Origin of the sequence: Micromonospora sp. NPDC005172 (genome assembly GCF_040608555.1) — a bacterium.
GTDB lineage: Bacteria > Actinomycetota > Actinomycetes > Mycobacteriales > Micromonosporaceae > Micromonospora.
The window spans coordinates 82,518-104,419 of sequence record NZ_JBEXIL010000018.1 but is presented as its reverse complement, the minus strand read 5'-3'; the positions used below and the strand labels follow the sequence as shown (position 1 = coordinate 104,419).

Genomic DNA, 21,902 nt, shown 5'->3' with positions numbered 1-21,902 from the left:
CCTCCGGAATTCCCGGAGGCCTGCCTCCGGATAGCTTACCTCGGGACCCGCCCGATCCGCCTGGCCACCCGATCGCCCGGACCCGACAACCCGCCCGCCTCCGACGACGGGCGACACACCTCCTTCCGTACCATTTCAGGAGTTTCCTCTCGTGGCAGTGACCTCCCGACGCAGCTCGCGTCGGCTCACCTTCACCGTGCTCGCGGCCGGCGCCGGCTTCTTCGCGATGCTCCAGTCGCTGATCACCCCGGTGCTGCCGACCATCCAGCAGGACCTGCACACCTCGCAGAACACCGTGACCTGGGTCCTGACCGCCTACCTGCTCTCCGCGTCGATCTTCACGCCGATCCTCGGGCGGGTCGGCGACATGATCGGCAAGGAGCGGATGCTCGTCGTCTCGCTCGCCGCCCTCGCCCTCGGCTGCCTGGTGGCAGCCATCGCGCCGAACATCGGCGTTCTCATCGTCGCCCGGGTCGTGCAGGGCATCGGCGGCGCGGTCTTCCCGCTGTCGTTCGGCATCATCCGGGACGAGTTCCCCGCCGCGCGGGTCTCCACCGCGGTGGCCGCCATCTCGGCGATCGTCGCCGTCGGTGGTGGCCTGGGCGTCGTCCTGGCCGGCCCGATCGTCAGCACCCTGGACTACCGCTGGCTGTTCTGGATCCCGATGGTCGTGGTCGGGCTGACCGCCGTGGCCGCACGCCTCTTCGTGCCGGAGTCACCGGTGCGTACCCCGGGCCGCATCGACTGGCGCGCCACCCTGCTGCTCTCCGGCTGGCTGGTCGCGCTGCTCCTGCCGATCAGCCAGGGCGCGGCCTGGGGCTGGACCAGCACCCGGGTGCTCGGCCTGCTCGCCCTCGCCGTGGTGCTGCTGGCCGGCTGGCTGACCGCCGAACTGCGCTCGGCCAACCCACTGATCGACATGCGGATGATGCGCCTGCCCGGCGTCTGGACCACCAACCTGGTCGCCCTGCTCTACGGCGGTTCGATGTTCTCCGTGTACGCGTTCCTGCCCCAGTTCGTGCAGACCCCGACCGCAGCCGGTTACGGCTTCGGCGCCAGCATCAGCCAGGCCGGTCTGCTCATGCTGCCGATGCTCGTCGCGATGTTCGTCGCGGGCATCCTCGCCGGCCGGCTCCAGGCCGTGTTCAGCGCCAAGGCTCAGCTCGCCACCGGCGCGGCGTTCAACGTGGCCGCGTCCGCCATGCTCGCCGCCGCGCACGACACCCGCTGGGAGGTCGGCGTCGCCGGCGGCCTGGTCGGCCTCGGCATCGGCCTGGCCTTCGCGTCGATGGCCAACCTCATCGTCGCCAGCGTGCCCGCCAGCCAGACCGGCGTGGCGACCGGCATGAACGCCAACATCCGTACCATCGGCGGCGCGATCGGCGCGGCAGTGGTCAGCGGCGTGATCACCGCCCACCCGCAGGCCAGCGGCCTGCCCCGGGAGGCCGGCTTCACGGCGGGATTTCTCCTCCTCACCGCGATCGCCCTCGCCGCCGCGCTCGCGGCCCTCGCCGTCCCGTCCGCCCGGCGGGCGTCGGCCGGTCGCCGGCCGTCCGCCGCGACGATCGTCGAGTCCGAGCTAGCCGGCGAGTTCTCCACCATGCCCGCGACCCGCTGAGGTCCGCGTCGCAGCCCGGGCGGTTCGCCGCCCGGGCTGCGACATGCTTCGGAGTACGCTGGCCGCCCGCCCGTCGTCGCCCAGGATGTGCCCATGCCCGAGATGTTGACCACCGAGCGGATCGAAGAGATCGGTTCCCTGGGATCGGAGAGCCCCGACCCGGCGGCGCTGGTCACCGAACTGGTGAGCGCCGTCGACGAGGGCAGGGTCGCCGACCCCGCCGAGACCGGCTACGCGCTGCTGGTCGCCGCGGACATCCTGGAGCAGGCGGGTGACCTGGCGGACGCTCTCGCGCTGGCCACCCGCGCTGTCGCCGAGCAGCCCGACGACAACACCTTCGTCCGCGCCGTGCGCGGCGGGCTGCTGCTGCGCCTCGGGCGGGTCGACGAGGGCCTGGCCGAACTGGGCGACCTGCGTCCGCTGTTGGAGACCGACCCCGACGCCGTCCAACTGGTCCAGGAGTTGGCCGAGTCCGGCCACGCCGAGACGGCTGTCGACTGGCTCACCCAGGCGCTCGACACGATGGTGAACCGCAGTCGCACCCATCAGCACGGGTCCGACGACGCCCAGGACACGGCCGCCGCCATGATCTACGGCCTGGCCCAGCGGCGGCACGACCTGCGCGAGGAGATGGGCCTCCCGCACGACGAGTACGACAACCTCGCCGACCGGCTGCGCGACGCCGCTAGCCACGCCGCCGACGCCCTCGACGACGGTCCGGCGACGCTGCTGTTCTGGCCGAAGCCGGAGTTCGAGGCGCTGCTGGCGCGCTGGCCGGCACTGGCCGAGAGCTACCCGGCCACCTGGGACGAGCACCGCGCCCAGATCGAGCGCGCCCTCGTCGACGCGTCCGGCCTCGGCGGCGGCGACCTGGGCATCGTGGCGGGCAGCGTCGAGGGTCTCGCGGCCTTCGCGGGCGCCGACGCCATCGACGAGGAGACCCTCGACGAGTACGCCGACAGCCTCGACGACGCGGGCGTCACCTCCTGGCCGCCGGGCCGCAACGACGCCTGCTGGTGCGGCTCGGGCACGAAGTACAAGAAGTGCTGCCTGCCCCGCTCGCGCGCCTGACCTCCGCCGGGCCGTTGCGCGGCTCCCGGGGAGCGATGTCCCCTGAGCCTCTGATGCCTGTGCGTCATCAAGATGACCCACAGGCATCACGCTCACCCGCCCATCCGACGGCTACCCAGCACCCGCACGATCGATCGATGGTGGCAATTGCCGGCGATGGCTACCGTGACCGTGGAACGCAGCCACTCCACTGAGGAGGACCGCCGTGCGCCGTGTCACCACCACCGTCGCCCTACTCGGACTGTCCCTGTGCGCAGTGCTGGCACCGACCCCGGCGAGCGCGGCCACCACCGTCGAGGTCACCTCGGCGAAACTGGTCGCACGCGGGGTCGCCGTCGACATCACCCTCACCGTGACCTGCGAGTCCGGTCGAGACGGCGGTGCGGAATTCAGTCTGCGTCAACGCTCGGGCGACAACGTCGCGTACGGCAGCGGCGGGACGATGTTCACCTGCACCGGCGGCCCGCAGGCCGTGATCGGCCGGGTCTACGCGGAGAGCGGCGGCTTCGCCTTCAACCGGGGCATCGCGCTCGCCACCGGGAATGTGGCGCTGTGCACCCCTGTCGACTGCGACTACTCGCCTCACTTTGAGGGCGAGGTCCGCGTCACCCGCTGACCGTCCACGAGACACGCGCTGGACGGTGACAACGGTAGCCGCGCTGCGGGAACAGTTCGGCAGCGCGGCACCATGGCTACGACAGCGCCTCTATGTCGCCACCTCAAGCAGCCCACGTGATAGAGCATCCGCCCGTACGTCGTGCAGCGGCGTCAGGCTGTCACCTCGACGCACTTTCCAAGCGCTCCATCCGTTGATTGTCGGCTTACCTGTGGCAGTGGACCCGGCTGGGGAGGGTGATTCGAAAGCCTCCCCGCTCTCCAACTGGATCTGACCAGCTTCGTTGACATGCGCAAGGTAACGCTCACGCTTGTAGGTGAGAACCAATTCATCACCGGCTCTGAGGGCCCCAACGGCCACAAGTCTGGCAACCGTGACGCCGCCGAAGTGAGCCCGGGTACGCCTGGCAACGGCGGCGGACACGCGCTGACTGGGGACGGCAACGGGAGGCTCGCCTTGCGCGGCTGTTTCCCGCTCGACGGCAGGCGGCAGGATGAAACCGAGCCGCTTCGGCTCCCAGATGATTTCGCATAAACGCTCGTAGAGCTGCTGGCGCAGCTCGATAGCCGACATGTCGAATCTAGCCACCGGATGGAACAGTTTTTCCAGCCGATGTTTCCTTATCACTCCTTCCGTGAAGGGTCGGTTTCGCTCCTGAGTCGACTTGTGTAGCGATGCCGCGAGGTGATTCTGGCCGCGATACCATTCGATCTTCTGCTCATAGGGTGCATCCTGGTAGCTGGCGTTGTGCGACTTCCTGAGCAGCAGCAGTGCACCGATTCTATTGCGTTGGACCCGGAAGACCGACTCGGTCTTGACCTCAGGCTGGTGCCGTTCGAACTTGTTCGCCCAGATGTGTTCGATCTCGAATGGCTCATCCTTGTCGAGATACCGGGCCATTTCGTTGGGTCGACCACACTCAGTCTCAACGAAGGCCGTCAGCCGGGCGAGCAGATACCTGACTTGAGAACGGTTGTCCGCGCGCAGCCCGTACCGCTTAACCCCGGTGAAGTCGACATCCAACTCGGCTATTCGCCGCCCCAACACCTTGGCGACAGCATCGATATCCGGGCAGGCTCGAAGATCGAGAATCACCGGCAGGACGTCGGCGTTCAAATCATCCGGCTTGCCGATCCGGTTGTTCACGGCCATTCGAATAAACATCAGATCGAGGTAGGCGGCAACTAGGGATGCCTTATCTCGGAACTGGGCGTCGCTGTCGTCAGGGTTAATCGCAGCCAACAGGAACGGCATCTGGTCTATCTCGTTCCTGGCATTGTAGAACAGCGGTTCCAGATTCACCTCAAGGACACGCGTCGCCGCGTGCAGTGAGGCATAGCGCCCAGAAAGGCGCGCTAGATCGTGTTCGATGAAACGCGCAAAATCAGGCGCGTTATTTAGGTTCATCCGACGTGAGGCGTTCTCCTGAACCCAGCCGTGGAACGACACCCCAATGTCGGTGACCTCGTCGGCGCTCTGTGCGTACCGGCCGATGAGCAAGGCTTGAAGGAACCTCGCCGCTGCCTGCGGTGCGCGGTTGTCGATCCTGGCCAGGACGCCACCCCAAGCCTCACCCAATCGGGGCAGGTTGTGGCCGTTGCTGGCACGCCGCAACAGGAAGCTCTTCAGAAGATCCGCAGGACCGAGCTGCACCCCACGGTCGTTCATCGTCTCGAAGATCTCCCAGCCCTGCCGGCGGTTGTTAGCGTTGATGCCGACAAGGCAGACCCGGTTGAGCAACCAGTGGATGAAGAGCGGCAGTGCTTCGTCACGGGTTGATTCCGGCAGCAGCCCGTCAAGCTCCTGGCTGCGTTCATAGAGGTTGGTGACCGACGGGCTCGCGTCGGCTGGCAACGAGAACGGCTTGTCTTCGAAGATCGCATCAAGGACAGGGGTCCGCTCATCGGAGCGGATCGCGTATGCGCGCTCGCCGAATGAGTTGTCAGCGATGAGCGGCTCCAAGGCAGCAATGTCACCGCGGTACTCGTGCCGCTCTGCCTCCACTGCGAGCCGGCGCAGATGCAACAGCAGCAGGTGCAACGTCGTGATGCGCTGCTGTCCGTCGACTAGCGCCGCCACCTCGTCGTCCTGGTAGTAGACGATTGGCCCGAGGAAGTACGGCCGATAGCGGCGCACCTCGCGCCGTTCATGGCCAGGCATCCAGTCGTCAGCAAAGTGTTCAGTCAGGTCGTCGATCAGCGCCTTGACGTCCTTCCGGCCCCAGCTGTACTCGCGCTGATACGGATCAAGCCGGAATTTCAGGAGGCTGAATAGCTCCTTGATCGTGAAGCCGTCACCACGGATGGGAGAATCGGTCACGCCACCACCTTTATCGCACCAGCACTACTGAGCGGACAAGTTAACTCGGATTCTGCTGAACCTTCGATGTGGTCAGGGCTTCCGCGATGGCTGCAAACTCCCGTAATGCCGCCTCCAGATCCTCGACGATCTCCTGCGCGATGATTTCCGGTGGCAGGAGCGCATCGGCGTCCTCCAGGGAGGTGTCCTTGAGCCAGGTGATGTCGAGGTTCACCTTGTCGCGGGCGATTAACTCCTCATAGGAGAAGGCCCGGAACCGCTCGGTCTCGACCCGCTCGGCACGGTCTTTGCCAGGAAGGTAGCAGTCGACGAAGTCCTGGAGGTGCTCGCGGCGCAGCGGGTTCTGCTTGAGGGTGAAGTGTTGGTTCGTGCGGAAGTCGTACACCCAGAGTTTTTGGGTCCACGGCTCTTCGCGGGCGCGCTTGCGCTCGAAGAACAGCACATTGGCCTTGACCCCGCCAGCGTAGAAAATGCCGGTGGGCAGGCGCAGCATGGTGTGCAGGTCGTAGTGCTTGAGCAGCCGGCGGCGGATGGTCTCGCCCGCGCCGCCCTCGAAGAGCACGTTGTCCGGCAGGACGACCGCAGCCCGACCGTCGATCTCCAGCAACGAGGCGATGTGCTGAACGAAGTTGAGCTGCTTGTTGGCGGTGGTAGCCCAGAAGTCGTTCCGCTCGATCTCTCGCTCCTCGCGGGTGGAGCGACCGTCCTCGCCGACCATTCGGATCGAGGAGCTACGACCGAACGGCGGGTTCGCGAGGACCAGGCTGTAGCGGCGTTCCGGCTCCTTGCCGAGCGCATCTTTGATCGCGATCAGGGATTCACCGCTGGGGGTACCGATGCCGTGCAGCAGCATGTTCATCGCCGCGAGCCGCGCGGTGCCGTCGACCAGTTCGGTGCCGGTGATCGCACCGTTGGCGAGCCGCCGCCGCTGGTCCGACGTGAGGTCACTGCCGTGGTGGCGCTGGATGAAATCAAACGCGGCGAGCAGGAAACCGCCAGTGCCGCAGGCCGGGTCGGTGATCGTGTCGTCGGGTGTGGGCTGCATGCAGTCGACCATGGCCGCCGTTAACGCGCGCGGGGTGAAGTACTGCCCCGCACCCGACTTGGCGTCCTCGGCGCCCTTGGCCAGCAACTCCTCGTAAGCATCGCCCTTGACGTCAACGCCGGTGCTAGACCACTCCTCCTTGTCGATCAGGTCGACGATCAACCGCTTGAGCTTCGCCGGGTCCTGGATCTTGTTCCTGGCCTTCTGGAAGATCGTTCCGAGTGTGCCGGACTTCCCGGCTAGCCCTTCGAGGGTGTGCTGGTACTGCATCTCCAGTGCCTTGCCCTCGGCGTCGAGCAGCGTCTGCCAGCTCAGCTCGTCGGGCACGATCTGCTCGGGCCGGATCGGCCGGTTGGCCCGCTCGTCGGCCATCTTGAGGAACAGCAGGAACGTCAACTGCTCCACGTAGTCGATGGTCGAGACGCCATCGTCACGCAGCACGTCACAGTAGTTCCACAGCTTCTGCACCAACCGGCGCGAATCCACAGTGCTCACAGTGGCAGTGCCTCCTGCTGATAGTCGTCGCCAGTCACCCTGGTAGGCGGAGCCGCCAACTCTTTTTGGGTACGCCGTGAGCGCGTCTTTTGCTTCGGCAGTGCGGCTGTCTTTTGGGCTTGGATGCGCGCCAGCAGCTCCAAAACTGGCTCACCTTTAGGGTCCTGTGGCACGAGCCGTCCGGCGAAGGCTTCCTCGAGAAGCACCTGTTTGAGCACCTCGCTCCGACTCTGCACTTCGCGGCACGCCTTCGCGGCCATACTGATTCCGCTTTCAATGAACTCGAATTCTTCGATAAGGTTTCGTTGTACTTGATTGTCCGGAATGACAACCTCGACTTGCCGGAGTTTCTCCTGCGGCAAGTGCTTTATGGTCGAGCCGGTCTCAAGCTGCGCGGTCCGCCCATTGCGCACAGCTTCCTCAAGCGCCAACGCCAGCCATCGCGACTCCACGCCTGACTTAACACGGACCCTATGAAGAGCTTTCTGGTAGGCCATATCGGCCACACTCCCATCCCAAACAGCGCAGCGCCCGGGTTCCCCACCCTCACACACAAGCAAATCTCCAGGGCAGAGGTTGAATCGTCGGCGCTCGTCACTAGACAGGGGGACAGTGGCAATTTGAGTCATATCAATTCGACCCCAACGAACATTTATATTGCGAAGGTAGGGTGTGGGATCGCCTTGGTTTTTCGCAAAGTCAAGCATTTTACCTAGTGAAGTGTCAGCCACTTCGCCCACTTGAGCAATCGTTCCACCCGTCGCGACTGCGCGATCTCTAAGGTGTCGGAGATGCGCCCTGCGGAGAAGAGCAGTCCGAACTTCGGCAGCGATCGCCGAGTCCTTCCCCGCCACCAAGCGGGACATGACCTCCTCGATCGCGGTCACGATCCGACGCTGCTCGACAAGCGGCGGCAACAGAATCGGCACTGACTTCAAGCTTGAGCCGGAGATGCCAGCCTGACCGGCGGTAGTACGCGCAACCGCGCGCACGAATGATCGGACTTGCGGACTCTCGAACGCGTATCCGATGTAGGACGGGTCGGCAATCGTGACATCAACTCGAACCCGGATTAATTTGTCCGGGTAAGTAAGGATCCCTGCAGTGTCTGGCACCACAGCGCAAGCACCAACAAAATCAATGTTCCCATTATAGCGAGTGAAGAGCAGATCCCCAGACGTCAGCAAGGCATCAGATTGAGCAAGAGAGTCGCGATCCATGCCCGTGTAACGAACGTCTTCCAATTGTAGAGATCCTGACCGGACGGCGCTAATCCGAAGGATCGGGACGCCGTCTGGTTCAGCGCCAGGCCTGGATACAAAAATGCCGTTCTTCACTGACAGTGCGACATCACCGAGTTTAACCTGAGTCCAGCCATGAGGCAGATCGGTCACGCGGACAACTCCTGGTTCAGCTCGTTCAGCAGCGGCTCGGCGCGCTTGCCGAACGCGCCCGCGTACCCGTCGATCCCGCCCCGCTCACTGAACGGCGCACCCTCCAGGTCGTCGGGGGTGATCTCCACGCTGACCGCTATCACGTCCTTGATCCTTTCCAGCCACCACGCCTGATCGGCAGTGAACGTAGCGCCCGACTGCTCCTGCCGGAGCAGCCACCCACGGAAGCGCTCCTCGACGAGGTTGCGGTACGGGCGCAGCTCCTGATCGAGTCCCAACTCATACCGGATGAGGCTGACAAGATCCGTTACTCCCCTGCTGCCGGGTGCCTCCGAGGTGCGCCCAAGCAGCACGTACGACTTCCACAGCGAGTCGGGCGTCCACGCCTGCGGCGGCCGGGCGATCCGCGCAGCCAACTCCTTGAGTTCGGCGTACCCGACCCTTCCCCGCCCCTCGTAGAAGACCTGCAACGCGGTGATCTCGTCGCGGTGTTCCTCCAGGTAGTCGTGCCAGCTCTTCACAGTGACCTGGGCGCGCTCCTCGGGCGGCACACCGGCCGCCGAGATCAGTCTGTCGGCGTTCACCTCGTCGATGGTGATGTCGTGCGCGCGGCGGATCTCCAGGATGCGTTCACGCAGCGCCGGATTCGCGGCGAGCGGACGCAACGCCTCGGCCAACAAATCACGTACGGCGTTCGGGCCAGCGTCCTTGGCCGGGTTGAGTTGTTCGGGGGCCACCGCGTCGACGAGGCCGCGCACGATGCCGGTCAGCGGCTGGTCGGCGAGGTCGGCCAGCTCGGCGCGCTCGTCGTCGGTCAACTGCTGCTCCAGCCGCGCCAGCCGGGCGGCGAGGGTGGCCACCTCGTCCGCGTCGGCGGTCAGGGTTCCGGCCTTCTTGAGCAGGTCGCGCAGGGAGATCTGCCGTTCCGAGTGGCGTTGCAGCGGCACCGCCTCGTCCAGGTCGGCTTCGGTGACACCCACCGCGTCGACGATGACGAACCGGTCCTTGACCTCGGCATCCGGGGTGACCGCCTGGAACTCTGCGGGATCGATGGTGCGGGCGCCACGGCCCTTCATCTGCTCGAAGTAGGTGGCGCTGCGCACCGGCCGAAGAAAGAACACACACTCCAGCGGCCGTACGTCGGTGCCGGTGGCGATCATGTCGACGGTCACCGCGATGCGCAGCTCCGGGCTGTTGCGGAACGCCTGGATGAGCGTGTCCGGATTGTCGCCACTCTTCCGGCTGGCGTAGGTGATCTTTGCAGCGAAGTCGTTGCCGCGCCCGAACACGAGCCGGACCATCTGCACGATCTCCTCGGCGTGGTTGTCGTCCCGCGCGAAGATCAGCGTCTTGGGCACTGTCGTCCGACCGGGGAAGATCTCCGCGAAGAGCTTCTCCCGGAACGTCTCCAACACCAGCTTGAGCTGCCCCTTCGAGATGACCGACCGGCCAACCTGAGTGCCGCCGTACGTGAAATCGTCCTCCAGCTCCTGGTAGCGCTCGGCCCGGGTGCGGCGATCGCGCAGCGGCACGACCGTGCCGGCCTCAATGTCGGCGCCCTTCTCGGTGATCTCCGTCTTGATCCGATACACGTCGAAGCTGACGTTCACCCCGTCGGCGACCGCCTGCTCGTAGGTGTACTCGGAGACCAGGTTCTGCTGGAAGAACCCGAGCGTCTGCTTGACCGGCGTCGCCGTCAGCCCGACCACGAAGGCGTCGAAGTACTCGATGACACCCCGCCACTTGCCATAGATCGAGCGGTGGCACTCGTCGACCACGATCAGGTCGAACGTCTCCGGCGGCAGCAGCTGGTTGTAGGCGACCTCGGCCGGCTGGTCCAACTCGTAGTCGTCGAACGCCCGGTCGTCCAGATCCGGGTCCGGAAGGTCGTCACCGCGCAACGCGCCATACAGCCGCTGGATGGTGGAGATGACCACGGCGGACGAGTCGAGCATCCCGGTGCCGGAAAGCCGGTCGACGTTGTGCAACTCGGTGAACTTTCGGCCGTCGTCCGGGGTCTGGTAGCCCGCGTACTCCCGCAGGGTCTGCTTGCCAAGGTTGTTGCGGTCGACCAGGAAGAGGATGCGCGTGGCGCGGGCGTGCTTGAGCAGCCGATAGCTGCTGGTAACGGCGGTGAACGTCTTGCCGGCACCCGTCGCCATCTGGATCAACGAACGCGGCCGGTCCTCGGCGAGCGAACGTTCCAACCCGTCGATGGCGTCCACCTGCGCCGGGCGCAGGCCGAGGCGGTCCAGCGCCGGCATCCGCCGCAGCCGCGCGCGCAGCGTGGGCGCCGTCGGGTCGTCGTCGGCCTCCCGCATCCACCGCGCGAACGTCTCGGGCCGGTGAAAGGCAAAGACCTCCCGGGTACGCGGGAACGGGTCGAGCCGGTTGACGAAGGCCGTCTCGGTGCCGGTAGCGACGTAGCCGAAGGACAGCGGATCGTCCCGACGCCACGCGGCGAGCTTCTGCTCGGCCGTGAGCCCGTTGAGGTAGCGGTCGAGCTGCGCCTCAACACCACGCGGCGCGGTCCCCTCCCGCTTGGCTTCGATGACACCCACCAGCCGCTGGTTGATGTACAGCAGGTAGTCGGCTCGACCGGTTGCCAGGGTCACCTCACGAACGGCGACACCGGTGCCCGCGTACAGGTTGATCTGGCTCTCGTCCTGGACGATCCAGCCGGCTGCGCCCAACTGCCGGTCGATCTCGACCCGGGTCTGCATCTCGTTGAGCGGCTCGTGCGAGGCACGACGCGCACGGGCGATGAACTCCTCCCGCCGAGCAGCCGAGACTCTTGGCGTTCCCTTGCTGTCGAGCGCCGCCTTCTCGGCCTCGGCGGACGGCGCCAGGCTCGCCACCAGTGCAGCGGCCTGATCACGACGGGCATCGGCGTCACGAACGGCACGATCCGCGGCGACCATCGCATCGGCTTGGGCCTGGGCCAGCGACGCCTTGCCCTCCAGCAGGAGCTTGGTCTGAGCCAGCTCGTCCTTGTACCGCTGGATTTCCGCCTGGAGCCCGTCCGCGATGCTCTCCGACACCTGACGGGGTGGCGGAGACGGCGGCACGAAGCCGAGCGGAGCCCGATCACCGGTCAGCGCCCGGTGGAACCAGACGCCCAGCTCGAAGCAGGTACGCAGCATGTCGAGCGCCGCACGCACCTCGCCCAGGTGATCGTGTACGGCCTTGTTGCCCTGATCTCGGAGGCGGTCGAACGCGTGGTACGTCTCCGCGACCAGGGTGCCGTCGCCATACAGGGCTTGGACCCGGTGGTAGAAGTCGTTCTTCTGCGGCTTCGCCCCGGTGCGACGGACGAGGTCCTTGGCCAACTCGTCGCCGAAGGCACGGATCTTGAACATCGCCGCCTGCGCGTCGACATAGACGAGCAGCTCAGCGCCCGCGCCGTACCAAACCAGTAGCGGGTGCTCCTTCAGGAACCCGAAGTTGGCGGACTGCTCTGCCAGACGTCGTACCTGTCGAGGATCCACGACACTCCACGTCGCTAGCCGTCGGTGAACACGTCAGGATAGGGAAGATCACCGCTGCGCACAGCCCTCACCACGCCCGGTGACACCTATCCGACAGCACCGAGAGGATCGGCAGGCGGTCCCGCCTGGACAGGATCAAGCACGCGCGTCAGCCCGCCGCCTCCATAGCGGTCCAAATCTCATCGAGGTAGTTCCACCAGCGCTGGTCATCGAGCCGGAAGCTCGTGAGCAGAAATCCACCGACGACGAGGGTGTTGCCGACGACATCAGCGCGAGCAGTCGAACTGGCAACGATATTGCCGCTGGTGGCTGCGGCTAGGAGCGTGGCGAGATCTTCACGTGGACCGAGGTCCACCCATGGAGACTCGCTGGCGATGATCTTGTCAGCCAGTTCGGACAACTCGGCCTCGGTCGCGCCGTTACGAAAGACATCCTTGACGATGAAACCGACGACGAAGACGGCATAGCGGACGGCCATCTGAGCCTCGTCCTCGTTTAGTCCAGCGAACGTCGCGGCTAGACGGTCGCCGTCCTTTGCGATGACAGCACGGTAGGCCTCTCGTACCGCCCCCTCCACATGCTCGTCAATACGCACCGCTGCTCCTCCGCTTCTGACGCCTGTCCCACCAGGTCGTGACTGTATCGACAGTGGACCCGAGTATCACGAGTCCAACGCCCACGATCTTGTTCGGTGCCACCAGCACACCGAGCATGCCGCTGGTCAGCCCGACTCCCTGTGGTGAATAGGCGACGACCGCGTCTGCCCGGCGCTCCCACCGAGGAGCTTCTGCATCGTGCTCGCGCGGTTGGACGGCGTCTGGCGATGGACGAGCACGTCGACCGAGCCCCGGCTCAGGCGGTGGAACTGCTGGTCGGACGGGTGGTTGGTGGGTTGCGCTACCACCACCCGTGGTCAGTTTCCCAGTGCGCGGACCTTGGCGATCGTCTCCTGGACGTGCTGCTTGGCCGGCTCGCCGCCCTGGGACGCCTGCGCCAATGCCTGACGGTACGCATCGATCATGCCGACTAGCGGCCCGGCGGCGACGCCCTCCAGAGCACCGGCCACGAGGCTCCGCGCCTCGGCCGCGTCCTGTGCTGCCGCTGCGGTCTTGGCCTTCGCCTCGTCGAGCTTCTGCGACGCCGCCGCCAACCTCGCGATGATCTGTGCTGCGCTCACGCGCATCCTCCCCCGTGGTTGACCATCGCCTCCACCACCGCACGGGCGGAGACCACAAGGGAGCGTACGAGATCCGCGCACGGAGCGCGACCGCCCGATCGCCCAGTCGTCACCTGCGTGACGTCGTTCGCGAAGATCACTTGATGCTGACCAGTCACGGCAGGCGCTCGACAACTGGCACCCATCAAGTGATCAAGGAACCCGGACCGCGTTCACTAGATCTTGGACAGTTTCTGTTAGCTCAGAACGGAAACTGTCCAAGATCTCGAAGGATTCACCGCGACAGCAGGCGCCGAGCGGTCAACGATCAGCGACGAACACGCCGAGGCCGTGCACGCCCTGCACCCAACCCTGCGTCTGTAGGACCAGGATGGCTTGCCGCACTACGGTCGTCGACACGCCGTGCTGAGTCTTGAGCTGCACCGTGGACGGCAACTTGTCCCCCGGCGCGAGTTCTCCCGACTCGATCTGGCCCCGGATGTGATCCGCGAGCTGTTCCCACTTTGGTTTGACGGGCATATGGACTCCCAGGTCTGCCCCGCCATTCGATCACGCGCAACTACCCATGACAAGTAACGTGTTGTCATGCTTGCTATCTGTGACTAGTTGTGTAAAGCTCCCTTCGACCGGCTCCCAGGTCTGCAAACCGGAGTTGGTTCTTCCCCACCGCATAGGTAAGGCGCTCGGTCGGCCGGTCCCCCCGTCCGACCGGGCGTGCCGGGGCGTGCCCGCACGCCGTCCCAGCGCATCGTCGCCCGGCCGGCCCGTACCGGGTCCGCGCCGGCACGAGCAACGCATTGACCAGCGAGGAGACGACCGGACGGGAGCACCCGATGCCCGATCGACCCGACGACCAGCCCACCGACCCACCACCCTCCGCACCCCCGCCAGCCCGGCGGCTCGTGTCCGAGCAGGACGTCGAGGACGCCGACGACACCCTTTTCGCCCATCCGCCGCGCGTGGTCCGCAGGTGGGTCTGCGAGTGCGGCATGGACTATCCATGCAGCGACGTCCTCTTCGCCCGCCTGGTCAAGGCCACCGCCGAGGCGGAACAGTGAAGGGGGAACCACCGAACCCGTGCGACAAGCAGCGGGCCGCGCGAACGCCCCACGACGACGCGGTGGACGACCTGCGCGATGCTTGGCTGGCCACGATCGCCGCCGCCGACCGGGCCGGTGCGCACCTGCATGGTGCGGGGCCACCCGGCCGACGACTGCCCTGGCAGGACGCGGTCACCGAGTGCTGGCGGGCGCTCAGTCTGGTCTACGCCGGGCTGGCCGCCGATCGCACATCGTCGGTGACCGCGACAGCGGGTGAGCTGCTCGCCGGGCTGCGGACAGCTCGGGTCGACGCCGACCGGGCCGCCGCGCTGGCCGCCCGTACTCGATGGCGGTTGGCCGCGGCCGAGGACCGATTGCGGCGTACCCACAACGCGGCGGACGTGGTCGCGGCCCGGCGGTTTGCGGCGGCCGTCACCCGGTTGGACATCGTCGTCACGCGGCTTGCGGTCGGCGGCTGCCGCATCGACCGCTCGGTGGCGGCGTTGACCGGCGCGGGCACGGACCCGGCGCCGTCCATGCCGAAAAGCACAGCCAGCACCAGCGAGATCGCAAGCGGCTGCCGTGTGGCGATGAGCCTGGTGCTCAGGAGGCACCGGCGGGAGAACCGACTCACGATGATCAGGAGGCGACGATGGTGACCGACCCGCACGCGGCGCTGCGCGGCCTGCTGGCCGGACGACTGCGCGGGCACGAGCGGCGGCTGCGCCGGTTCACCGAGGCGGACTGGCGGCGGTACGCGGACCTGCTCGCCGGGGCACTGCTGGTGGCCGTGCGACGGCGATTCGTCGCCGGCCAGGACCGGGCGCCGGTGATCCGGTTCGTGGCGTCGGCGCGGGAACGCTACGACGTCACCGGTTCGGACGTCGATCCGGCGCTGGCCGAAAGGCTGGTGTGGGCGGCGCTCGGCGAACGGCCTTCAGTGCCCGACGACGCGCCGGCCATCGTCGCCCGGACGGTGTTGCTGCTCGGGCTGCTGGAGGACGAGGGGTGCACCGAGCAGGAACGGGATGGCGTCCTCGCAGCGGCGGCGCAGCTCGCCGACAACGCCGCGCAGGGCGGGGACGTCTGCGGCGCACCAGGACGGTGATTCTCCGACGAATCTGGCACTCTGGCGGGCGTCGCGACGGGGAGGAAGGTACGCCGGGGTGGAGGCGCTGAGCCGCACACAGCGATCACTGGACCGTGATCAGGTGCGCCGCTACGTGGAGGCGTCCTTCGGCGCGGACCGTGTGATGGTGGACTGTGCGCCCATCTCGGGCGGCGGCTTCGCGACAGTGTGGCGGGTGGCGCTCGACGGCGGGCGCGAGGTGGTGCTGAAGGTGGCCCCGCCGGCCGACGCGCCGCTGCTGCGCTACGAGCGGGGCCTCTGCGGTGCGGAGGCGCGGTACTTCCGACTCGTGGCCGCGCACGCGCCGCAGGTGCCCGTGCCACCGCTGCTGCACCACGGCGACGATCCGGAGCTCGGCGAGTGGCTGTTCATGGGCCTGCTGCCGGGTCGCTCGCTGTGGGAGTGGTCGGAGTCGGCGCAGCGCCTCGACGACGGCCCGGCCCGGTACGACTTCGGAGCCGCGCTCGCCGCGCTGCACCGGGTGACCGGCGACCGTTACGGGTACGACGGCCCTCGGGCGAGCGGCGCGACGTGGCGCGAGGCGTTCACCGCCATGCTCGACGGGCTGCTCGCCGACGCCGGGGACTGGGACGTCCGGCTGCCCGCCTCGCCGGACCGGATCCGGGAGCTGCCCGAGCGGTACGCGTCGGTCCTGGACGAGGTACGTCGGCCGGCGCTGCTGCACTTCGACGGCTGGGACGGCAACGTGCTCGCGGAACCCGAGACCGATGGCAACCTGCGCCTGCGCGGGATCGTCGACGGTGAGCGGTTCCTCTTCGGCGACCCGCTGATGGATCTGGTGTCGCCGCTGATCTATCGACGGGCGGAGGACGAACCCAACAATCCGTTCCTTCGCGGCTACCGCGCCGCCGCCGGCCATCCGGTGCTCTTCGACGAGGCCGCCCTGCGTCGGCTCAGCCTCTACCGCCTGCACCTGTACCTGTTGATGACTGTCGAGATGCCCAGCCGGGGGATCACCCGCGAGAATCGGCCCGACCGCTTCGAGCGACTGGCCGACCTGCTGGACCACGAGCTGACCGAACTGCGGCGCGCGACTCCGTCGGCCCGTGCGGGCGGCTGACGTCCTTCGCGGCAGCCCGGATCAACGCCGTCAGCGCAGGGCGCGGAACAGCACCAGGTAGGCGCAGTAGCCCAGCGGCACCAGCAGGAAGCAGATCGCGAATCCGAGCGGCAGGTAGCGCGGCGGCGTGCCGGCCACCATGGCGGGCCTCCCCCACCGGCCCAGCACCAGGTAGCCCCCGAAGAACGCCAGCGCCGGCAGGCCCGCGCAGATCCACGCGCCGAGGGTGAAACCGTCGACCAGGCCGATCCCGGACGCGAGCACCAGCGTCAGCATCAACACCCCGCCCGCCGCCCCGCAGGCCGCGTAGACGGCGACCGCCCGCGCCAGCGGCGACCACGTCGGCAGCAGCGCCGGCCGCTGGGCCAGCAGCTCGGCCTGCTGCCCGTGCCGGTCGGCCTCGTCGGCCATCCGTCGGGCCAGCTCCAGCTCCACCACCGGGTCGACCACCGCCGCGCGCTGCGTCGGCAGCCCGACGCCCGCCGAACTCACCGCCGTCGGCAGCGCCAGCCGCGCCTGCCCCGCCGGCAGCTCGGAGTACGCCCCGACACCCGCCCGCCCCGGCGCGCCGGCTGCGCCGGCGAAATCCCCGTCCCTCGGTCCGGGCGCAGCCGACGAGCCGGGCACGGCCGACGAGCCGGGCGGGACCGACGAGCCGGGCGGGACCGACGAGCCGGGTGGGGCCCACGGGCTCGACGCGGCCGACGCCGGCGGGGCGGAGGGGCCAGGCGCGGTGGGCGGGATGGGCGGTGTCCATGGGTCGGGTGGGGCAGCGGAGGTCTCGGGCATCGGCGGCTGGTCGACGCCGATGGCGCGGCCGAGCTGGTCGAGACGCTGGCCCTGGGCGGTCAGCCGCTGGTGCAGGTAGTCGGCGGCGGCGTACAGGTCACGGCGGCGCTCGGACTCGGCGGCGGCATCCCGCTCACCGGCACGGCGGTGGTCGGCGAGCTGTCGGGCCAGCGCCGCGTACTCCTCGAAGGACACCGTCAACGCTCCCCGTCCGAGTCGTGCCCGTCGCGGGCGAACGGCACGATCAGCCTGGTCCGCTGGTCGTGCCTGTCGATCAGCAGCGCCCGGTCGGCGCGGGGCGTGTAGGCCAGGTCGTGCACCCCGAGGTGCAGGGCCAGCTCGGGCCCGGGCACGTTGAGCGCGACGAGGCAGGCGATGTCGTCCCGGTTCTGGGTGCCGCCGAGGTCGTCGGAGAGCCGGCGCAGGCCACGCCACCAGCCGAGCAGGTGCATGCCCTGGGCCGGCCCCTGGCGCAACAGGGCACGCAGGTCGTCCAGGCCGGAGCGGAACGTCACCGGGTCGGACGCCCCGAGCACCGGCGCGGCGGCGTCCATCCCGAACACCACCAGGTATTCCCGGCCGGCCGGCTCGGCGGCCAACGCGGCGATCCGGTCGCGCAGCCCGGCCGCGTCGAGGCGGTGCACCGGATGGCCGGCGGACCGCAGCGCGGCCTCGGTCTCGGCGGCGACCGGGTCGGCGGCGGTGACCAACGAGGCCACCTGGAACCGGACGTCACCGGGGGTGTGTTGACGGGCCAGGCTCAGCGTCGCGGCGCGCAGCACGTCCGCGCCGGCCGGTGTGGTGCCGACGACGGCGAGGTGCCGGCCGGGGGTGGTGTCCATCAGGAACAGTGCGGTGGTGCCGTGCACGTCGACAGTCCGGCCGACCAGCGCCATGGGACGTCGACCACCGGGGCGCAGTCCGGCGAAGGTGGGATCGTCCTCGACGCGCGCCGCCTCGTACCCCTTGAAGACCGCCGGGGCCCGCGAGCCCGGCGGCCGGGCCTGCCACAGCTCGTGGCGCAGCGCGGCCAGGTCGCCGGCGGCGGCGTGCGCGTCCGGGAAGCGCACGACGGTGTCCGCGCCGACCGCGCCGGCTGCGGTGTTGACCACGGCCGCGCCGATCGGCAGGGCCGCGGCGGCGTCGTTGAGCTGGTCGAGGACGCCACCGCCGCCGGGCAACGCCACCCGCAGGGCGAACTGCCCGAAGATCGCCTCGGCCCGACCGTAGAGCGCCTCGATCCCGGTCATGCTCTGGCTGGCCAGCACCAGGTGGATGCCGTACGAGCGGCCCTTGCGGGCCAACTCCTCCAGCAGGTCGACCGCCTCGCGGGCCAGGGCGTCGTTGCCGGCGAGCAGCACGTGGAACTCGTCGATGACGGCCACGACGCGCGGCAGCGGATTGTCCCGCGGGAGGTCGGCGAGCTTGGTGACACCGTGCCGCTTCAGCGCGGTGGCACGCCGCTGCGCCTCGCGGCGCAGCTCGCGCAGCACCGCCAGGCCGTACTCGCGGTCGGACTCGATGCCGACCGCGCGGGCGTGCGGCAGCCAGGACGGGTCGCGACCGGTGGGCACGAACTCGGTGAAACTCACGCCCTCCTTGAAGTCGAGCAGGTAGAGCTGCAACTCGGCGGGCGAGTAGCGCGCGGCCAGCCCGTACAGGACGTCGAGGAGGAAGACGGTCTTGCCCGCGCCGGTGCGCCCGCCGACCAGCCAGTGCGGGGTGACGTCGTCGAAGGCGACGGTCAGCGGTGCCGGGCCAGCCCGGCCGACGACGGTGCGCAGGCCGTTGGCCGCGGACTCGGCCCAGCGTCGCTCGGGCAGCAGCGCGGCGAACGGCAGCGCGTCGGCGCGACGGGCGGCGGCGCCGACGTGCTCCGCGAGCGCGCGGACCGACGCCGGCGGCGGATCGCCGTCGAGCAGCACGGGTGCGGCGAGACCGCTGCCGTCGGCGCTGAACGGCATGCCGGCCGGGTCGCCGACCTGTGCGTACCCCTCGGCGAGCCGGATGGCGGTGGTGCTGCCCAGCGGCGGCGACGTCTCGCCGGGCAGCCGGGACGGATGCCCGGCGAGGAGCACGCAGACGGCGGCGGCCGGGCCGGCGTGGGTGAGCGCGGCGAGTCGGGCCAGCTCGCGTGGCGCGGGCGCGGCGGTCGCGACGACGAGCAGCAACTGCCGCGTGGCGGGTTCGGCGTGCTGGGCGGCGCGGGCGTGCCGTTCGGCGGTGTCCAGCAGAGCGGCCACCTCGGTCTCGCTGGTGGCCGGCGGGTCGAGCACCCCGGCGTCGAGCAACGGGCGCAGCGGACCGAAGGTCGCGCCCAGCGCGGCGGTGTCGATGCCGGCGACCCGGACCCGACCGGGCGGTGCGGTGGCCACCAGCCGCAGCACCACCGCCCGCAGCAGCGCCGCGACCCGCCCGTCCCGGGCGTCGGTGTCCAGTGCCAGGTGGTGGCCGCCGCCGAGCGGCACCAGCACGGCGAACCCGCCGTCCTCGGTGGACGCCTCGCCGATCCGTAACGCGACCGGGTCGTCGGTCAGGGTGGCCGCGCCGGGGGTGGGGGTGGCCAGCGCGGCGCCGAGGCGCGCGAGTCGGGCGACGAGGTCGGCCCCACCGGCCTGCGGCGTCGGAGGTGGTGCCGCGCCGAGCACGGCCCGGGCCGCGTCCAGGTGGGAACGGGCCGCCCGGTGGGCGGTGACCGCCTGGCCGTACACCGACGCGAGCCTGCCCACGTTGTGCCTCCCACGCCACGGCCGTCCGGTCCGCGGAAACCCTAACGGACAGCGGTGACACCGGGACAGTAACCGACCCCCGCTTTCGGGTCGTGGCGGCCGACGGTTGTGACACGTTGCGCGCCTGTCGGGCCAGCGACGTTCACAGTTCTCGATTAGGTTTGCGGTGCGAACACCCGATGGAGGGAGTCCACCTCGTGCGTCGAGTCCTCACGGCGGCCACCGCCGCCCTGACCCTCACCACCGCCGGCACCATGCTCACCGGCGCGTCCGCTTCAGCCGCCCCGACGGCCTGGGGCCGTCCCGTCGTCACCGCCGTGCCGCAACCCGGCGCGCCCGGCCTGGGCGACACCTACTACCCCGACTACGGCAACGGTGGCTACGACGTCTCGCACTACGACGTCCGGCTGCGCTACGACCCGGCCACCGACCGGCTCACCGGCACCACCACGATCCTCGCCACGGCGACGCAGGACCTCTCGGCGTTCAACCTGGACTTCCTGCTCGACGTCGAGTCGGTACGGGTCAACGGGTGGGAGGCCGGCGCCAGCACCGCGGGCACGCACGAGCTGGTCGTCACCCCGGCCCGCACCATCACCCGGGGCGAGCAGCTCACCATCGTGGTGCGCTACGGCGGCGTTCCGTCCGAGACCCTGGTCGGCGGCTACAGCGGCTGGACGCGTACCGATGACGGGGCGCTCGCGGTCAACGAGCCCGAGTCGGCGTGGTGGTGGTTCCCGAGCAACGACCACCCGCTGGACAAGGCGACCTTCGACATCTCCGTGTCGGTGCCCACCGGTGTCGAGGTGATCAGCAACGGCGTGCAGCCGAGGCCACCGGCGGCCGAGGCCGGCAACCGCACCCGGTGGATCTGGCGGACCACCTCCCCCACCGCGCCGTACCTGGCCTTCATGGCCATCGGCCAGTACGACATCGTCACCGACACCACGCCGGGCGGCCAGCCGGTGATCAACGCGTACAGCACCTCGCTGGGCGCGCTCGGGCCGGCCGCGCGGGCCAGCATCGAGCGGACCGGTGAGATCGTCGACTGGGAGAGCGGGATCTTCGGCCCGTACCCGTTCGAGGCGCAGGGTGGCGTGGCCGGGCCGGTGGACGGCATCGGTTTCGCCCTGGAGACGCAGACCCGCCCGGTGTACGGGCCGGGCTTCTGGCGGCGCGGCGCCAACACGTACGTGGTGGCCCACGAGAACGCCCACCAGTGGTTCGGTGACTCGGTCTCGGTGGCCGAGTGGCGCAACATCTGGCTCAACGAGGGCTTCGCCTCGTACGCCGAGTGGCTCTGGTCGGAGGAGCAGGGCGAGGGCACCGCGCAGGAGGTCTTCGACTTCACCTACGCCAGCTACCCCGCCGACGACGATTTCTGGCAGGTGCTGCCCGGTGACCCGGGCGCCGACCGGGTCTTCGACGACGCGGTGTACGACCGGGGCGCGATGACCCTGCACCAGCTCCGGCTGGCCGTCGGCGACGACGCGTTCTTCGCGATCCTGCCGGCGTGGACGGCCGAGCACCGGTACGGCAACGGCACCATCGAGCAGTTCCAGGCTCTGGCCGAGCGGATTTCCGGTCTGGACCTGGACGAGCTGTTCACCACCTGGCTGTTCACCGCTGGCCGTCCCGACGTGGCCAGCGCCGCACGCAAGGCCGCGCCACCGGCCGAACCGAAGTCCTGGGCCAAGATCCGCGAGTCCCACGAGCTGCTGTCGCACTAGCGGCAGTCGTCACCCGGAAAGGCCCGTCGCCGAGGCGGCGGGCCTTTCCGCGTCCCCGCTGGTCCCGCCGCAGCGATCTCGCCTACCACCGCTGCGCCTGTCGCCCCTCCCCCACGCGTCCTTTGCTCTGCTTCAACGGACGCAACACCGGTTGTCCGACTATCGGACGTGCGGTGTTGCG

General features: G+C 68.8%; 17 protein-coding genes. 8 read left to right on the top strand and 9 right to left on the bottom strand.

Going from position 1 to position 21,902, the window contains the following annotated elements; translation table 11 throughout:
• Window positions 1–151: 151 nt before the first annotated feature.
• From ABZV06_RS15425 to ABZV06_RS15415, 3 genes are all read left to right on the top strand, one after another.
• On the top strand, window positions 152–1,618 hold the full coding sequence (locus ABZV06_RS15425; protein ID WP_355621816.1) for an MFS transporter: 1,467 nt from the start codon (window positions 152–154) through the stop codon (window positions 1,616–1,618).
• A 93-nt stretch (window positions 1,619–1,711) separates the two neighbouring features.
• Entirely contained in the window at window positions 1,712–2,689 is a 978-nt protein-coding gene (locus tag ABZV06_RS15420; RefSeq protein WP_355236836.1) for an SEC-C domain-containing protein, read from the top strand.
• Window positions 2,690–2,894: 205 nt separating this feature from the next.
• Window positions 2,895–3,305, top strand: coding sequence for a hypothetical protein (locus tag ABZV06_RS15415; protein WP_355621813.1), 411 nt, complete (start codon window positions 2,895–2,897; stop codon window positions 3,303–3,305).
• Between the two features lie 90 nt (window positions 3,306–3,395).
• Here ABZV06_RS15415 and ABZV06_RS15410 read toward each other — a convergent pair whose 3' ends face one another.
• The 7 genes from ABZV06_RS15410 to ABZV06_RS15380 form a co-directional block, all read right to left on the bottom strand.
• Window positions 3,396–5,624: a DUF262 domain-containing protein gene (locus ABZV06_RS15410; protein WP_355621810.1), complete on the bottom strand. Its 2,229-nt coding sequence runs from the start codon at window positions 5,622–5,624 to the stop codon at window positions 3,396–3,398.
• 40 nt (window positions 5,625–5,664) lie between these two features.
• On the bottom strand, window positions 5,665–7,155 hold the full coding sequence (locus ABZV06_RS15405) for a class I SAM-dependent DNA methyltransferase (RefSeq protein ID WP_355621807.1): 1,491 nt from the start codon (window positions 7,153–7,155) through the stop codon (window positions 5,665–5,667).
• A gap of 5 nt (window positions 7,156–7,160) precedes the next feature.
• Window positions 7,161–8,558, bottom strand: coding sequence for a hypothetical protein (locus ABZV06_RS15400; protein ID WP_355621804.1), 1,398 nt, complete (start codon window positions 8,556–8,558; stop codon window positions 7,161–7,163).
• The gene (locus tag ABZV06_RS15395) at window positions 8,555–12,046 is read right to left on the bottom strand and encodes a DEAD/DEAH box helicase family protein (RefSeq protein WP_355621801.1); all 3,492 of its coding nucleotides are present in this window, start codon (window positions 12,044–12,046) and stop codon (window positions 8,555–8,557) included. The genes ABZV06_RS15400 and ABZV06_RS15395 overlap by 4 nt, the downstream gene beginning before the upstream one ends.
• 148 nt (window positions 12,047–12,194) lie before the next feature.
• Window positions 12,195–12,641, bottom strand: coding sequence for a hypothetical protein (locus tag ABZV06_RS15390; RefSeq protein ID WP_355621798.1), 447 nt, complete (start codon window positions 12,639–12,641; stop codon window positions 12,195–12,197).
• Window positions 12,642–12,959: 318 nt separating this feature from the next.
• Window positions 12,960–13,229, bottom strand: coding sequence for a DUF6244 family protein (locus ABZV06_RS15385; RefSeq protein WP_355621795.1), 270 nt, complete (start codon window positions 13,227–13,229; stop codon window positions 12,960–12,962).
• Window positions 13,230–13,523: 294 nt separating this feature from the next.
• Window positions 13,524–13,742: a winged helix-turn-helix domain-containing protein gene (locus ABZV06_RS15380; RefSeq protein ID WP_355621792.1), complete on the bottom strand. Its 219-nt coding sequence runs from the start codon at window positions 13,740–13,742 to the stop codon at window positions 13,524–13,526.
• A 314-nt stretch (window positions 13,743–14,056) separates the two neighbouring features.
• Between ABZV06_RS15380 and ABZV06_RS15375 the strand changes: the two genes are divergently transcribed.
• From ABZV06_RS15375 to ABZV06_RS15360, 4 genes are all read left to right on the top strand, one after another.
• Complete coding sequence (locus ABZV06_RS15375; RefSeq protein ID WP_355621789.1) at window positions 14,057–14,281, top strand: hypothetical protein; 225 nt, start codon at window positions 14,057–14,059, stop codon at window positions 14,279–14,281.
• On the top strand, window positions 14,278–14,922 hold the full coding sequence (locus tag ABZV06_RS15370; protein WP_355621786.1) for a hypothetical protein: 645 nt from the start codon (window positions 14,278–14,280) through the stop codon (window positions 14,920–14,922). The genes ABZV06_RS15375 and ABZV06_RS15370 overlap by 4 nt, the downstream gene beginning before the upstream one ends.
• The gene (locus ABZV06_RS15365; RefSeq protein ID WP_355621783.1) at window positions 14,916–15,371 is read left to right on the top strand and encodes a hypothetical protein; all 456 of its coding nucleotides are present in this window, start codon (window positions 14,916–14,918) and stop codon (window positions 15,369–15,371) included. The genes ABZV06_RS15370 and ABZV06_RS15365 overlap by 7 nt, the downstream gene beginning before the upstream one ends.
• A 103-nt stretch (window positions 15,372–15,474) precedes the next feature.
• Window positions 15,475–16,473, top strand: coding sequence for an aminoglycoside phosphotransferase family protein (locus tag ABZV06_RS15360; protein WP_355621780.1), 999 nt, complete (start codon window positions 15,475–15,477; stop codon window positions 16,471–16,473).
• A gap of 30 nt (window positions 16,474–16,503) precedes the next feature.
• Here ABZV06_RS15360 and ABZV06_RS15355 read toward each other — a convergent pair whose 3' ends face one another.
• Complete coding sequence (locus ABZV06_RS15355) at window positions 16,504–17,457, bottom strand: hypothetical protein (protein ID WP_355621777.1); 954 nt, start codon at window positions 17,455–17,457, stop codon at window positions 16,504–16,506.
• Between the two features lie 2 nt (window positions 17,458–17,459).
• Window positions 17,460–19,991 carry an FtsK/SpoIIIE domain-containing protein gene (locus tag ABZV06_RS15350; RefSeq protein ID WP_355621774.1) on the bottom strand — a complete coding sequence of 844 codons (2,532 nt, stop codon included), beginning with the start codon at window positions 19,989–19,991 and terminating at the stop codon, window positions 17,460–17,462.
• 197 nt (window positions 19,992–20,188) lie between these two features.
• Here ABZV06_RS15350 and ABZV06_RS15345 point away from each other — a divergent pair, with 197 nt between their 5' ends.
• Window positions 20,189–21,721 carry a M1 family metallopeptidase gene (locus ABZV06_RS15345; RefSeq protein ID WP_355621771.1) on the top strand — a complete coding sequence of 511 codons (1,533 nt, stop codon included), beginning with the start codon at window positions 20,189–20,191 and terminating at the stop codon, window positions 21,719–21,721.
• The last annotated feature ends 181 nt before the right edge of the window (window positions 21,722–21,902 follow it).

Coding starts and splice junctions, on each gene's coding strand:
- ABZV06_RS15420 (WP_355236836.1), top strand. CDS start 1,712: ATGCCCGAGATGTTGACCACCGAGCGGATCGAAGAGATCGGTTCCCTG.
- ABZV06_RS15385 (WP_355621795.1), bottom strand. CDS start 13,229: ATGCGCGTGAGCGCAGCACAGATCATCGCGAGGTTGGCGGCGGCGTCG.
- ABZV06_RS15380 (WP_355621792.1), bottom strand. CDS start 13,742: ATGCCCGTCAAACCAAAGTGGGAACAGCTCGCGGATCACATCCGGGGC.
- ABZV06_RS15375 (WP_355621789.1), top strand. CDS start 14,057: ATGCCCGATCGACCCGACGACCAGCCCACCGACCCACCACCCTCCGCA.
- ABZV06_RS15365 (WP_355621783.1), top strand. CDS start 14,916: ATGGTGACCGACCCGCACGCGGCGCTGCGCGGCCTGCTGGCCGGACGA.